The sequence below is a fragment of the Mesotoga sp. Brook.08.YT.4.2.5.2. genome (assembly GCF_003351125.1).
GTDB lineage: Bacteria > Thermotogota > Thermotogae > Petrotogales > Kosmotogaceae > Mesotoga.
The window spans coordinates 1-15,384 of the sequence record NZ_JPGZ01000027.1; the positions used below are offsets into that span (position 1 = coordinate 1).

Annotated in this window: 10 protein-coding genes, 1 tRNA gene and 1 other RNA gene; 3 read left to right on the forward strand and 9 right to left on the reverse strand. The window is 46.9% G+C overall.

The window, feature by feature from the left end; genetic code table 11:
- Window positions 1–377: 377 nt before the first annotated feature.
- The 4 genes from ssrA to Q502_RS06470 all read right to left on the reverse strand — a co-directional run bounded on the left by ssrA (window position 378) and on the right by Q502_RS06470 (window position 3,431).
- Window positions 378–725: a transfer-messenger RNA gene (ssrA, locus tag Q502_RS06455) on the reverse strand.
- Between the two features lie 13 nt (window positions 726–738).
- On the reverse strand, window positions 739–2,448 hold the full coding sequence (locus Q502_RS06460) for a sigma-54-dependent Fis family transcriptional regulator (RefSeq protein ID WP_099829455.1): 1,710 nt from the start codon (window positions 2,446–2,448) through the stop codon (window positions 739–741).
- A complete protein-coding gene (gene rsmA, locus Q502_RS06465; RefSeq protein WP_099829456.1) occupies window positions 2,448–3,263 on the reverse strand; it encodes a 16S rRNA (adenine(1518)-N(6)/adenine(1519)-N(6))-dimethyltransferase RsmA in 816 nt (271 codons plus the stop codon). The genes Q502_RS06460 and rsmA overlap by 1 nt, the downstream gene beginning before the upstream one ends.
- A 77-nt stretch (window positions 3,264–3,340) precedes the next feature.
- Window positions 3,341–3,431 (reverse strand) — tRNA-Ser (locus Q502_RS06470).
- A gap of 98 nt (window positions 3,432–3,529) precedes the next feature.
- On the opposite strand from Q502_RS06470, the gene Q502_RS06475 reads away from it, so the two are divergent.
- From Q502_RS06475 to Q502_RS06485, 3 genes are all read left to right on the forward strand, one after another.
- The gene (locus tag Q502_RS06475; RefSeq protein WP_099829457.1) at window positions 3,530–4,846 is read left to right on the forward strand and encodes a phosphoglucosamine mutase; all 1,317 of its coding nucleotides are present in this window, start codon (window positions 3,530–3,532) and stop codon (window positions 4,844–4,846) included.
- Window positions 4,839–7,676 carry an excinuclease ABC subunit UvrA gene (gene uvrA / locus Q502_RS06480; protein ID WP_099829458.1) on the forward strand — a complete coding sequence of 946 codons (2,838 nt, stop codon included), beginning with the start codon at window positions 4,839–4,841 and terminating at the stop codon, window positions 7,674–7,676. The genes Q502_RS06475 and uvrA overlap by 8 nt, the downstream gene beginning before the upstream one ends.
- Before the next feature lie 826 nt (window positions 7,677–8,502).
- Entirely contained in the window at window positions 8,503–9,546 is a 1,044-nt protein-coding gene (locus Q502_RS06485) for a hypothetical protein (RefSeq protein WP_099829459.1), read from the forward strand.
- 6 nt (window positions 9,547–9,552) lie between these two features.
- On the opposite strand, the gene Q502_RS06490 is transcribed toward Q502_RS06485, so the two are convergent.
- Genes Q502_RS06490 through Q502_RS06510 form a run of 5 tightly spaced genes read right to left on the reverse strand, consistent with a single transcriptional unit; the run spans window position 9,553 to window position 15,150 of the window.
- Window positions 9,553–10,302, reverse strand: a complete 750-nt coding sequence (locus Q502_RS06490) for a S9 family peptidase (protein WP_099829460.1) — start codon at window positions 10,300–10,302, stop codon at window positions 9,553–9,555.
- 14 nt (window positions 10,303–10,316) lie between these two features.
- A complete protein-coding gene (locus Q502_RS06495) occupies window positions 10,317–12,107 on the reverse strand; it encodes a CehA/McbA family metallohydrolase (protein ID WP_099829461.1) in 1,791 nt (596 codons plus the stop codon).
- Between the two features lie 57 nt (window positions 12,108–12,164).
- Complete coding sequence (locus Q502_RS06500; protein ID WP_099829462.1) at window positions 12,165–13,415, reverse strand: ABC transporter substrate-binding protein; 1,251 nt, start codon at window positions 13,413–13,415, stop codon at window positions 12,165–12,167.
- Window positions 13,416–13,444: 29 nt separating this feature from the next.
- On the reverse strand, window positions 13,445–14,275 hold the full coding sequence (locus tag Q502_RS06505; RefSeq protein WP_099829463.1) for a carbohydrate ABC transporter permease: 831 nt from the start codon (window positions 14,273–14,275) through the stop codon (window positions 13,445–13,447).
- Window positions 14,272–15,150 (reverse strand): carbohydrate ABC transporter permease, encoded by an 879-nt coding sequence (locus Q502_RS06510; RefSeq protein ID WP_181815878.1) that lies wholly within the window; start codon window positions 15,148–15,150, stop codon window positions 14,272–14,274. The genes Q502_RS06505 and Q502_RS06510 overlap by 4 nt, the downstream gene beginning before the upstream one ends.
- Between the last annotated feature and the right edge of the window lie 234 nt (window positions 15,151–15,384).

Sequence of the window (15,384 nt, forward strand, 5' to 3'; positions counted from 1 at the left end):
GAAGATAAGTGAAGTATTCTCTGTCCTTGTACTTACTCGCAATCTTAGCTAAATAAAGGCCTTTAGGTTTGCTATTCATAACAGAATGATAGCACAAAGAAAAGAGCAAAGTCAATTACAAATTGACTATTCACTGTCTACACTCTCACTACGTTCATGTGTCTTTTTCCTCTCTGAGAAAGTCTTTCATTCATTCTCTGTCGGGGAACTTCAGTTTAGTGGTCTTCTGATTCCTTCTGTAAAAGTTGAATCTAGTTCACTAGACTAGGATCGGCTTAAAAGAGAAACCCCACACTCTTAAAAGTGTGGGGGCAAACAGTCAACTTCCATAATCGTCTCGCACCGGTGCAATGATCAAATGACGCGATGTATTGCGTTGGTGGAGGCGGCGAGAGTCGAACTCGCGTCCGAAACCAAATTCCTTGCAGGCTCTCCGAGCGCAGCCTGTGATCATCGTCAACAGTCAAGACTTCACAGGCAGAGTCCGACTGTCCAAGCTCCTATATGTCCCCGAGAATTCGGAGCAGATCCACGGGTAAGGTCCGATTTTCTGACGCCCTTCATAGCCCACCAGACCAAAAAGCTATTCGGACGGCTACTTATTAATTAAGCAGCAAGTGCAAATTCGTTATTGGCATTTCTGCTTGTCCGGTTTTTTGACGCGGCTCCGGGACCTCGGCTCGCTCCTTCAAGTTCATTGACCCCGTCGAAACCGTTTCGCCCCCAATGATAAGTATATCATCGGTCCGTTTGGTTGTCAGCGAGACCGTGTTTTTCAAGCTTATAGTATAGACTCCTTATGCTTATCCCGAGTTCGTTTGAGGCCTTTGTTTTATTCCAGCTGCATTTGTCAAGCACAGCCTTTATGACCTCTCTTTCATAGCCATCCATTAGCACGGAGAGTTTTCCCTCCGGGAGTTGACTACGCTTTTCGTGATTTTCAAAGACTCCCTTTATGTGAGTAACCTTTATTACCTTCTCATCCAGCTCCATACTTATCATGGCTCTGCCGATGACATTCTCCAACTCTCTAACATTTCCCGGCCAATCGTGCTTTTTAAAGATAGAGATAACGGCCGGATCGATGGCTGTTACCACTCTTCCATACTCCTGATTTAACCTCATTACAATCAGCCTGGCTACTTCGGGAATGTCTTCGGGGTGTTCCTTCAAGGCGGGGATTACAATAGGGACGACATTCAGGCGATAATAGAGATCGGGGAGAAAGTTGCCTTCCGCAACGAGTTTCTCAAGGCTGACATTTGTCGCCGCAATGACCCTCACATCCAGCTTGACCGTTTCGTTTCCACCAACAGGCTTTATCTCTTTGTCCTGAAGAAACTTCAGGAATTTGGACTGAACCGAAAGACTCATTTTCGCGACTTCATCTAGAAAGACGGTTCCTTTGTCTGCCTCTTGAAGCAGACCTTTCTTACCACCACGGCGGGCACCTGTGAAAGCTCCTTCAACATAGCCAAACAGCTCGGATTCAAGAAGGCTTTCAGGTAATGCGGCACAGTTGACACTTATGAAGCTTGCGTCCTTCCTTTCACTAGAATTATGAATGGCGTGAGCAAAGAGCTCCTTTCCCGTTCCGCTCTGGCCGTTAAGCAAGACCGTCGCCCTTGTTGTCGATACTTTTCGCGCCTGGTCTATTGCTACCTGCATTAGTTTCGAGGACCCCGCTATGTCGTCGAAGGTGTACTTGGCCTTCACGTAACGAAGAAGCCTTCGAGTGTCCTCCAGTTCCCTGGCGAGCCTTTCGATTTCAGATATGTCGTGAATCACGCCAACGCTACCCTGAAATTGTCCCTTAACAAAGAGCGGCGTCACGTTTACTACCACTTCTTTCCTGTTTGGCCCTACCTTGAGTCTTGCATTGTATATTGGTTTTCTCGTCCTGGCTACTTCAAGATGGAGAGATGAACCCTCTGCTATGTCCACGGTGGCCATCTTTCCAACTACATAGTCCGGGCTCATCCCGGTTATCCTGGTGTAAGCTTTGTTGACAAGAACAATCTTTCCCTTTTCATCCGCAACGGAAATCGCGTCATATATTGCATCTATGATCGAGGTAAGAAGCACTTCCATTTCTTTGTGGTTAATTACCTCTTCGGCCATTCTCTCTACATTCGTTATGTCGCGAAAGACGGCCATAGCAGCGTGTACTTCTCCCTTCGCATTAACGATTGGGAATCTCGATGTTACTATGGTCTTCTCTTCAAGATACTGAATTCTGTTCAGTTCTGTTTTTCCGGTCTTCAGCACTATGTGAAGCCTGGTGTTCGGAATAGTCTCCCGTACAGGAGCTCCGACTGCTTCTTCGCCGTCTACACCCAGAATATCGACCGCCTCATCGTTTATGAAAGCAATTGTCTCGTCTGAATCGACGACAATAATCCCCTCGATAAGTGAATTCAGTATCTTCTCGAAAAGCTCTCTTTCCATCACTCGCCCACTTTCGGGTTCACGCCACCTTCGGGATATATGTTCCTGAAGAGCCTTACGAAGTCCTCAACATCCAGTTCTTCAGCCCTAACGTCAAGCCCGATTTTGGAAGCATTTAGAAGGCTCTCGGGAGAATCTACGAGGCCCTTCAGGTTGTTCTTGAGCTTCTTGCGCCTTTGAGAAAAACACTGCCTGACGAAGCCTCTGTAGGCATCTCTTCTTTCTCTTTCAATCGGCGGTTCATCCAAGAGCGAAAGCTCAATGACCATGGAATCGACTTCCGGCTGAGGGATAAACTCCTTTCGCGAAACCTGGAAAAGCTCGCTCACACTTGCAAATGTATTGACGTTCACCGTCAGTATACCGTATTCCTTCGTTCGCGGTGTTGCGATCAGTCTGTCTGCATATTCTTTCTGGACCATTAGCACGGCTTTGACGAAATCCGGCCCTTCAAACATGATTCTTTCTATAATCGGAGAGGTTATGTAGTACGGGATATTGGCGACATAAGCGGCCGGTTCCGGCAGCGACGATAGATCTGCCTTGAGGAAATCCTCGTATCGCAAAGTGCACTTTTCTCCTTCAAGTCTTTTGTTTCCCTCGACAAACCTCGTGTCGATCTCAAAACCGATCACGGTATACCCCAATTCCAGTAAGATTGAAGTGAGCGAGCCTGATCCAACACCAATCTCAACTATGGTCAAAGAAGGATCCAGTGAGGCCGACTCAACGATTCTCCTGGATATCTTTGCAGATTTGAGAAAGTTCTGTCCAAGCGCCCTGTTCAGTCTTATGTTTATCGATCGTTCTCCCATCTCGCCTCCATTTCAGATAGGTTCTGAAGAAAGTGCTCTACCTAAGGAAAAACCCGTCGGAAAGACGGGTGTTTTTCTGGCGGAGAGAGTGGGATTTGAACCCACGGACGAGTTGTGCTCGTCATACGCTCTCCAGGCGTACGCCTTCGACCGCTCGGCCATCTCTCCAACAGTGCAATTATATAGATCATACTTTAAGTTGTCAACGAGATTCTGTGGTAAACTAAACCATAGGTATAGAAATGTTTATATTTGGGGGTGGTTTGATGAAGAAGCTATTCGGAACCGATGGGATAAGGGGTGTTATTAACGAAGAGCTTACGCCCGAACTTGCCATGAAGCTTGGCAACGCAATTGGAAGATACTACCTTGGAAAGTACAACAGGTTTATCATAGCTAAAGATACGAGAAACTCCGGTGACCTTCTAGAAAGCGCAATGGCTGCCGGCGCGGCCTCAGCGGGTATGAACGTTGAATTTGCAGGGGTTATCCCTACTCCCGCGCTAGCATATATCACCAAGAAGGAACAGACGCTAGGCGCAGTTATTTCCGCTTCTCACAACCCCGCTGTATATAATGGAATAAAGGTACTGGCCAAAGGAATGAAGATTTCGGACGAGGACGAGGTTGAGATAGAGAACCTGATTATCGATACCCCGTATCATTACACGGTCTACTCCGGAGTGGGCAAGACGAGGCAAGTAGATCATTACAAAGATGAGTACGTCGATTATGTGGTTAGTCTTTACAAGAATCAAAGACTTCCCAAGGACGGGATAGTTGTTGACGGCGCAAATGGCTCGATTTCTACAGTAATATCTATGGTATACGAAAGCCTAGGTATAGTTGCGGAGTTACGAGGGATCGATCCAAACGGATTGAACATAAACGACCAGTGTGGTTCGCTATTTCCTGAGTTCCTAGGAAAATCGCTCAGTCTGGGGCAGGTAGGTGTTCTATTCGACGGCGATGCCGACAGATGTCTCTTCGTTCTTCCTGGCTCGAAGTTGATTGACGGCGATATGTTGATGGCTCTGAATTCGAGAAAGATGGTCGAACAGGGAAGGCTGAAAGGAAATAGAGTCGTTGCGACGGTCATGTCTAATCTGGGCTTTGAGAAGTATCTCACTTCCAGAGACATCTTGCTGGATAGAACCAGAGTAGGCGACAAGTACGTTCTGGAAAGAATGCTGAAAACCGGAGTCATCCTTGGCGGAGAGCAATCCGGACATATCATCTTCCTAGATAGAAGCACGACGGGGGACGGGCTTATAACTTCTCTCGAAACACTGAATTCTCTTGAAGAACTTGGCGAAACACTTGATGAGTTCGTTCAGTCTTTTCCTGTTTATCCTCAGCTGCTTCGGAACGTCCCTGTTACCGACAAAAAGGCAATCATGGAAAACGCAAGGCTGAAGGACAGGCTTGAAGAACTCAAGACCAGAAACGATTTGCGGATAGTTCTAAGACCTTCGGGAACCGAATCGTACGTAAGAGTAATGGTGGAGGGTATTGAGCAGTTGGAAGTAGAACAAATCTGCCATGAGTTAGAAGAGCTTGTACAGGAGTGTAATGATGGATAGGTATATATATGTTAGAGGCGCCAGGGTACACAATCTGAAGAATGTAAACGTAGCTATCCCCAAGAACTCTTTAACAATCATTACGGGGCTTTCCGGCTCGGGAAAATCCTCGCTGGCTCTTGACACTATCTATGCAGAGGGACAGAGAAGGTATCTTGAATCTCTTTCCACATATGCAAGACAATTTCTTGGGGAGATGAAGAAGCCGGATGTCGAGAGTATCGAAGGCCTTTCTCCGGCTATCGCTATTGAACAGAAGACCGTCAGTCATAACCCCAGATCTACAGTCGGAACGGTTACAGAGATACATGATTATCTCAGGGTGCTTTACGCAAGAGTAGGAGTTCCTCACTGCCCATCGTGCGGGCGCGAGGTTCAGAAGCAAAGTCTCGATGAGATTGTCGAGGGAGTTCTGAAGGATTACGGTGAAGAGGACAGAATAGCCATATATGCTCCCGTAGCAAACGAGAAGAAGGGAGAGTTCAAGAAGGAGCTCGAAGCTCTCAGAAAGAAAGGGTTCGTCAGGGTGGAGATTGACGGTGAGACATATGATCTTGAGGAAGAGTTGAAACTGGACAAGAATAAGAGGCACACGATAAACCTCGTCGTTGATAGACTTAGGGTAGACGCGGAAAACGCCTCAAGACTTGCTGACAGTATTGAAATGGCTCTTCATGAGGGCGATGGCTTTGTGGAAGTAGGCCTGGTTGATTCAGAAGAGAGAAAGGTCTTCAGCGAGAATTTCGCGTGCCCTGACTGCGGTATAAGCTTGCCGGAAATTTCGCCGAAGATCTTTTCGTTCAATAATCCATTCGGTGCCTGTCCAAAGTGTCACGGTTTGGGCTATACGATGGAGTTCTCGAAAGATCTTGTTGTTGATGAAAACCTCACCGTTCTCAAGGGAGCGGTGAAGACGATGTCCAACAACAGGGACAGTTTCAACCTGAAGATGATTGTGAGAGTAATAGAGTCTCTCGGAGACGACCCGGCAAAACCTTTCAAGGATCTACGAGAGGACATCAAGGAAGCCATCCTTTTCGGAACCAGCAGAGACATCTCCATGAAGTATCATTCCGATCGCCTGACATATGAGCTGAAGAGACCGTATGAAGGAGTTATAAACAACCTCAATAGAAGATATCAGGAAACTCAATCTGAAGACATGCGTTACTGGATGGAGAGCAACTTCATGGTACAGCAAGGCTGCACTCAATGTAATGGCCAGCGTTTGAGACCCGAGGCTCTCGCCGTAACTCTAGGAAATCTGAACATTGCCAGTCTATCGGAAATGACAATCCAGGAGATCTACGACTTCATGAGAGAGATCAGATTGACTGATTATCAGCGCGAGATCGTTGGGGAACTCCTCAGAGAGATAGAGAAGCGGCTCAAATTCCTTGTTGATGTGGGGCTTGATTACATCACGCTATCTAGATACGCTATGACGCTTTCCGGCGGCGAATCGCAAAGAATCAGACTCGCGACTCAAATAGGCTCCGGGCTTACCGGCGTAACCTATGTTCTTGATGAGCCGACAATCGGCTTGCACTCTAGAGACAACGACAGGCTTATAAAGACTCTGAAGAATCTCAGAGATCTAGGAAACACTGTTATAGTTGTGGAGCACGATGAAGAAGTCATAAGGAGTTCTGACTATATTGTGGACGTAGGGCCTGGAGCGGGCGTTCATGGGGGAGAGATAGTCTACCAGGGGACCACCCAGGCGTTGCTCGGCAATCCGCCTGATCGTTCTCTCACCGGCAAGTATCTTAATGGCGAGCTTTCCGTTCCCAGATTCGAAGTGCCCGTTAACGCAAACGGAAAGCATCTTACCGTCAAACACGCCACAAAAAACAATCTCAAGGGCATCGATGTTTCATTCCCATTAGGCAAGTTCATAACGGTAACCGGTGTTTCAGGGAGCGGCAAAAGCTCTCTGGTAATGGATACCGTTTATCCATCACTTAAGAGTGTTCTTGGAGGATCGAACTCTACCGGTGAGAAGCTAGCGGAACTAGAGGGATGGGAAGAAGTTGACAATGTCATTGTCATAGATCAGAACCCCATCGGAAGAACTCCAAGATCGAACCCCGCAACTTATTCCGGGCTTTTCGATCATGTTAGGGATCTCTTTGCAAAGACTCAAGAGTCAAGAGCGAGAGGCTACAGCAAGGGACGTTTTTCCTTCAATGTGAAAGGCGGGCGATGCGAAGCCTGTCAGGGCCACGGGTTGTTGAAAATCGAAATGCAATTCCTCCCCGATGTCTATGTCGAGTGCGATGTATGTAAGGGAAGAAGATACAACAAGGAGACATTGGAGATACGCTACAGAGGGAAGACGATATCTGATGTTCTTAACATGACCGTAGAGGAAGCCTCTGATTTCTTCGAGCGAATCCCAATGTTGAACAGAATTCTCTCACTTCTGAATGATGTAGGTCTGGGATATGTACGCCTCGGACAACCGGCCACTACCCTTTCCGGAGGAGAGGCACAGAGGATTAAGCTCGCCTCTGAGTTGAAGAAGAAATCCACCGGCAAGACCTTCTACATCCTTGATGAACCTACTACCGGATTGCACTTCGATGACGTTGCCAAGCTTGTTCGAGTACTGAAGCGACTCGTCGAAATGGGCAATACAGTGGTAGTTGTTGAGCACAACATTGACGTGGTGAAGAATGCAGATCACATAATAGATCTCGGACCTGAAGGCGGGGCGCACGGCGGAGAAATAGTGGTTTGCGGGACGCCAGAAGAGGTTGCGGAATATAGACAGAGTCACACCGGTTACTATCTCAAGAAGCAGCTCTCGCAGCTTGAAACGTTTTGATACTGAGCCGAAGAACATCGGTGGACGCAAGGCTGCCTTCGGCAGGAGGCGGGACCGACTGCGTCGGGAAGTGAGGCTCGCTGGCGCGAGGAAGTGATGCCCGGAGAAACGTCCGGGGAAGTGATGCCGCTTTCAGCGGGAGGATTCAGAAGCTTCGCGGGGAAGCTTTTGTTGGGTTCAACGTTGTCTTTACAGCGATCAGCGGGTTCATGTTCTTAAGCGTACAGCGGCTCTTCCAGCGATCAGCGGGTTCTCCGCTCTTAAGCGCACAGCGGCTCTCTCAAGAGTACAGCGAAAAGCGGCTCTTAGATTCGAGATCCCGTGCAAAGGCATCACGGGATGACAGTCTTGGGTTATTCGGAATACACCTCATCCCGTCATCTGACATGCTTTTGGTCAGAATCTCGATTCACGCGGAAAAGGGACATAAGGAACCTGTCAGTCTCTACTTTGCTTCTTGGCTTTTCACAGCGCACAGCGGCTCTTAGCCCGCGAAGCGGAACTGGCCTCACCGAAGGTGACTTGCTTTTCTTTCGTCTTCTCGTGAGCGTAGCAAACGTCTCGACAATGCTCTTTCTCGATTGATCTTATCAGAGGACGGATCCGTGCTCTTGGACGGTCAACGGAGGCCTGTTCTCATGTGGTACGGGGTTAGTCGTCGGTGATTATTCCAACTCTTCTGAAAGGAATCGCAGACAATAGACTCCATACAATAAGATAAGGCATAATTGAATAGGGTTAGATGACCAGTCTTGTAGACGTGTCGTGGCCCCTGCTGACAATTGATCCTGAACAGTATGGCCAAGCATTGCCTGGAGGTTGAGCGTTGGAGATAACGGTTGCTGAAGGAAGCGGCATCGAGCTCCTGTTGTTTTTATTCAGAGTGAATAATCATGAGAAAATGGCCCATAACGATGGTGAGTCATACGAACAGCTTTCGGAGTTGGTCTTCAATGCGCGACTTTCGATCTCTCGCAAATCTCTTGAGTGGCTCGGAAAGTTCTTCAGCTGGGAGGGGTTCCTGGGTCTCAGGATAGTCCCTTACCTGTTTATGGATGGTTCGCCCTCTCCTTCAGATCTTGTCGCGATTATCAGAAAGACTTCGCCCGAAAGACTCCTTTCTATGTTTCTTTGCGATGATTTTGAGAGTCCTGGAGAGCCCACAGATGTTTTCGTGAAATCTCTCGAGGAAGATGAAAGACGTGCTCTTGGGTACGTTTCTTCTATCTCTAATCTTCCTTCCTCAGATAGATACGAAGCGTTGGAGATGCTTCAACACCAGGCTGAAACTGCTGGGTCTTTCATCGAATTGCTTGAATATGCCAGGAGCAAGCTGGATTCTTTTCGGGGATTTGAGGAAATCATCCATAGTTCAGCAAATCTCGTCAATGAGAACCTGAATAGTCTCGGAAGCAGCTTCATTCCATTTCTACTGGGTATCGAAACCAAGTCGTTGTCAGTAGAAAAAATCAGGCTCTACATCTCGGCGTCGCTCGGAGGTTCGGTGATTACAATCGATGTTCCCGAAAGGAATGCGATTATCTCACTTGCAGGCGTCGACAGAATAAGCAGGAGGAGTCTTCTGTTTGAGACGGGAAGCGGTGCCAGTCTGGCCGGTGCCATGGCTGAACGGAAATCGCTCGATCTTCTTCATCTTCTTCTGCAGTCAAGACAAAGTGTCTCCAGTATTCTTGAATTATGCGACCTTCATCCCCATGAGGCGATCGATATCCTTGCGGCACTTTCTAGGCAGGGATTGGTAATTCCCGAGATTCAAGATAAGAACCTTGTCTTCCGGACAGAAGAAGGAATCGTGGACGACGCTCTTGAAGAAATTCGGAGCCAGATAATCGGAAAAGCGGGCGAGTAACGCCCGCTACAAAAGTGTCTTTGCTAGAAATTCAGAGGAAACTGAAAAGAGTTCTTCTATCCAATCAATTCTCTGATACTTGTGATTCGCTCCCTCAACCGTATGGAGCTTCAATCCTCTGTCAAAGGCATACTTCTTGACAGGAAGATATGGTACTGATTCATCGTCGGATCCGTGAACTATGAGAAGATCTCCGTCATAGCTTTTCAATTCTTCCGAAGCGTCGACACTACGACCGTCGTCGAAGAAGATAGATCCGAGTTTCAATCCGAGTACGTCCTTATAATCTTCGGCAGACTCGAAAGTGTAATCTTTGCGGTTGAAGAACTCCTGGTTCATTATGACGGGAGACCAGAGAAGAAGGGCTTTTATTTCAGGGTGCCTGCCAGCAAACAGTGAGCCGACCATCCCACCTAAGCTGTAGCCTACGACACCCAGTCTGTCCGAACACCATTCCCGTGACCGGACGAATGAGTAGACCTCTTCCGCATCCCTCAGCTCTGTGAGCGGTGACATCTCGCTGAATTCTCCTTCGCTATCTCCTGAGCCCCTGAAGTCGAATCTTACGGTAGCTATCCCCTTCTCGACCAATCTCCTCGATAATCGAGGGAATTTGAACGTTGACACGATGTGTTCGCCTGTAAATCCGTGAAACATAAGGACCGTAGGAAAGCTTTTCCCTGTTGCTGGGCACTCTACAATTCCGAATATCCTTTTTCCCTTCTCGCCGAGTGTGAAACTCTCCAAAATAGACAAATCAATCCCTCACTTCATCTCAGACCCAGTTTGAACTCGATGTACCCTTTTGTTCCTTCATCTATTGAGGCCTTTCCAGTCGCCTCGTCCCAAGTAAGTATTACGACTCCGCCGCCGTTCTCGATTTCCAGATTTCCTGTACTCGTTCCAGAAACTGACCTGCCGCCATTTTCAAGTTCAACCACCCATGGCAGTTTCTCGAAAAGCAACTTGTAGCTCTCTATAGATGAGTGAGTGATCTCCTTTTTTGCAAGGACAATGACCAGCAATCCTCCGTTTTCCACGTAATCAACAATGAAATCGATCTGTTTCTCTGAGATCTCCATAAAGTCCTTCATGAAAGTATCTGAATCAGGCAAGGGAAGAATCAGCACCTGACCGCTGAAAGTAGTTTTCTCCGTCAACTCCCCAATTACCGGTCTCACTTCACCCCCGAGTTCCAGAAAGAACTGCGTCAAAGGCTTCAATTCAGTCACAAAGTAGTTCTCGTGAGAAGTATCCAGGTGCGTTAAGAAGCTTACGAAATCAACGTTGATTCTGAATGCAAGTTCACCGTCAACGAAGAAGTCTAGGGCCGCTTCTTCCGTTTCAAGAGTCTCAGTTATTTCCGCACAAGTCATAGAAGAGACTTCATAGTCCTTATCCAAAATAGTCTTCTCTCCGCTCTTCACTTCAACGGAAATCAGTTGATCCTCTCGAAGAGAGTTGATGAGGTCGAAGCCGATTTCAAATGGAAGCCCCTTCACCGGCTTTGGACTGATTGTTCTCGCATTCAGAAGATATTTGTTAGTGCTGCTTTGAAACCAAATTGGCGAAGAGACGATTTCATTCCCATCGATTTGGTCGATCTTTACGAAGTACCAGTTGTATGAGAGCGGGTTATCAACGTTCAGTTCTATGATCCACTCATCACCGGAAACGTCAAGTTCAACGACTCCATTGTTGCTGTATACTGCGGCCCTTCTTACAGGTTCCCCGAGATCGCTATACTCAACACGCAGAGTTGCCTTATGAATGTCGTACAGAATGTCGCCCATCTTTGCCCCTTCAGTGACGAATGCTATGTAGGCGTTTCTATCTTCTGTGGCGTAGATGTTTCTTGTCTTGAGAGCTTCGTAAACCTTATCCGTAGTCAACTCATCAATAATGAACGCAGTTCTTGCGTCATTAACAGTAGCCCACTGCTTTTGATGATTGTCTTGATTGGCAGAGGCTCCCACGTGCCAACCCCGATTCAGTGCTCGCTGATATCTCTCGAAATACTCTTCCTTAATCACATTGTTCGAATTGGACCCTGCCCCGTTTCCTACTTCAATAGTGTTTATATAAAGATCAACTTCGGGAAAGTATTCGAAATCGAAGAAATCACCGTAATTCCTTCCAGGGTGGCAGAATTGAGCAGTTGCCTGTCTATCCACTATCCACTGATAAATATCGTAAAGGTCTGTAGTGCTTCTATCAATCCATTCCGACGTGTTGTAGATCGTTATATGACCGCGACTTGTCAACGTCCATTCAAAGCCAGATATGGCGATGAACTCACCTTCCACGGTGTACTTCTTTGCCATCTCAATAATCCTATCCAGCTTCCACGAACCATCTGGCAATTTGTAGTTTAGATCGTGGTCATGGTCGGTTATTGCCTGTATGTCAACAACACCGGAATTTCTTGCGTGTTCGAAGGCTTCTTCTGGAGTACCTTGACCGTCAGAATACGAAGTGTGTGCGTGGATGTTTCCAAAGAAAACTTGACCAAAGATAAGTGTGGCGGCAACGAGGAAAACAATTACCAGAAACTTCTTCATAACATCACCTCTAAAAAAGAGGGCAGCCAACGCTGCCCTCAGCATGTTCACAATGGATCAAAAGTAGTAGTCGTCGAGTACGTACTGAGCTTCTTTATGTAGATTCTTCAGAATTGCATCAACGTCTTTTGTCGGGTTAGACATTGCATCTTCCCAGGCAGAAGTTATCATTGCATGTACTTCTGGATATGGTCCATACCAAGGTCTCCTAACAGCGCTGTCTCTCAGCTGTTGATAAGTGAGAGCAAATCTTGGATCGTCTGTCATGATCTTCTGAATCTCCGGAGACTCGAAGGCAGAGATTCTGCTGGTCATGTAACCCGTGGCCAGTGACCATCTCTTCGTATTCTCAGTAGCAGTGAGGAATTTCAGGAACTCCCAAGCTGCATCCTTCTCTGCCTGAGGTCTTGCGGAGAACATAAAGACATTGGCTCCACCGATCGGAACAACTTCCTTAACCTGACCGGGCATCGTAGTTGCACCAAGATCGAACTTTGCGTTCTGTATAAGATAACCGAGACTACCGGTTGAACGGACTACCATCGCGATTCTTCCAGACAAGTCTAATTCATTTCCGCCGCTAACTCCGAATATGAATATTCCTTCCCTAACTCCCTTCTGGAAGAAATTCCATGCCGCTACTGTCTCCGGAGAGTAAATAAGCATTTCTCTTCCGTCTTCCGAGATGATCTGCCCACCGAACTGCCAGATGTATGCTTCGAGAAGCCAGTCATCGATTCCAAATCTGTAACCGAAGATATTTTCGCCCAACGTCTTTATCTGCTTGGCGGCGGCATAGACTTCGGTCCAGGTCTTTGGAGGATTGTCTGGATCAAGGCCCGCCTGTCTGAAGAGATCCCTGTTGATGTACATCAACGGGGTGCTGCAGTTCAACGGGAACCCAAGCAATCCCTGTTCATAGGTATTTGCCTGGATGAATCTCGGCCAGAAATCGTCGAGTGTTGCAGCAAATTCTGGATCTCTTTCGATGAAGTAATTGAGATCCTGGAATGCACCTCCGTCAACAAACTGACCTATCCTTGCCTGCTCAATCTGTGCAAGATTTGGAACGTCACCAGCTACCATGGCTGCAAGAAGCTTCTGCATGGTATCCTGGTAATTTCCCGTGTAAACGGCCTCAACCTCAATCTCTCCCTTATGCAGTTCATTGAACTCCGCTGCAATATCCAGGAGTGTCTGGGAGTATATGCCCGTCTGGGCATACCACATTGTTACCTTCACCGGTGCAGCGAATCCTATCGCAGCAACGGCTACTACTAGAAGTGCGATTAGAAATGTTCTTTTCACAAAAAAAACCTCCCCTTTCAAAATTTGGGTCACTCTTTCAACCCCGAAATACTGATACCTTCCACAAATTGCTTTTGAACAAAGAAGAACATGACTATAATCGGAATTACAGCCGTCGTGGAGGCCGCCATTCGCAGTGTCCACTGAGTCTCCCAACCGCTAACAAACTGGGAAATACCAACTTGAATCATCTGCTTCTTTGCATCATTAATTACTATCAACGGCCACATATATTCATTCCAGTGTGCAAGAAATGTGTATAAAGCCATAGTATAGAGAGCCGGCTTGGATAACGGCAGTATAATCCTCACAAAAATCTTCATTCTGCTTGCTCCATCTATGATTGCTGCCTCTTCAAGTTCTCTTGGAATACCCATGAAGAATTGACGCAATAGAAATATCCCAAAGGCCGAACTCATAAACGGAACAATGAGCGCCAGGTACTTATCGATGAAACCGAATTGTTTGACTAACACATAAAGTGGAACCATGGTAACTTCAGGTGGTACCATTAGAGTTCCGATCAAGATCATGAAAACGATATTGGCTCCTCTGAACTTTATCCTGGCTAGCCCGTAAGCCGCAAGCGAGTTAAAGATCAACTGGAGGAACATTACAGTAAGAGCTACAAAGAGCGTGTTCCCAATATATCTGGCAAGTGGAATGAGTTCAAAAGCCTTCACAAAATTCCGCAAGTCGAAGATTGTCGGCAGAAAGCTTGGCGGAATCGAAAAAGCAGCATCTTCTGTTTTGAACGAGGTAACAAGCATCCAGAAGAAAGGAAGATTGATGATTACCGCTACAAAAGCGATCGCTGCGTAGACAATTAGCCTTATCGGCAGGGCAGGTTTTCTTCTCATTGATAATGCACCCTCCTTTTGCTCAGCCTAAACTGCAACAGGGTGAGTATGATCATCATAGCAAACATAACAACAGCAATCGCCGATGCGTATCCGAATTTCAGATAACGGAATGCATTCTCATACAGATAATAGGTAATAACCTGTGTGCTCTTCGCCGGTCCTCCGCTCGTCATAACAGAAACGGAGACGAACACCCTGAACGATGCGATGAACTGCATAATGAAAACGAACAGAGTCGTCGGCGATAAAAGAGGGAGCGTGATCCTCCTGAATTTGCTCCACGCAGTAGCTCCGTCTATCTCAGCCGCTTCGTAGTAGCTTCTTGGTATAGTCTGCAACCCGGCGAGGAAGAGAACCATGTTATAACCTATTCGCTTCCAGACACCGACGATTATCAATGCAAGAAGCGAATAATTCGGATCACTTAACCATTTGATGTTCTTTATACCAAAGAAAGACAGGAAATAGTTAATTAACCCGAAATTCGGCTCATACAGCCAACCCCATATTACTGCAGCAGCGGCCATTGAAGTGATAACCGGAATGTAGAAGAGCGTCCTGAAGATTCCTCTTCCCTTTATCCATTCAATATTGAGAAGAGCTGCCAGTAAGAGCCCAATGATAACCGAAGGAATGACCGTACCAAGAATGTAGATGCCTGTTACACTCATGGAGTTCCAGAAGTCGGCCGACGAAAAAAGTCTTTCATAGTTCTGAAATCCTACATACCTCATTGGCCTAATCATGTTCCAGCTAAAGAAAGAGACATAGAAAGCCCACACAAGTGGCAAATAAATGAATATCACCTGAACTACCAACGCTGGTAAGACAGTTGCCCAGCCGGTAAGCGCTTCCCGAGTTCGGCGCCGCAAATACATCACCCCACTGTTCCGAATATGAAAGAAACTGCTGCACGAAACTATGACTAACAAACATCAGGGAAAGATCACTCAAAATAAAAAAAGCCGCAACCTCATAACTGGCACGACTTTCTCATCATCTCTGTCACGCTGGAATAAGTTTAGCATAATAACAAGAGCAAAATCAACTCTTCGATATGCATCACAAATAATCTACTTGAAAAGGGTAACGATGCATCAAAAATG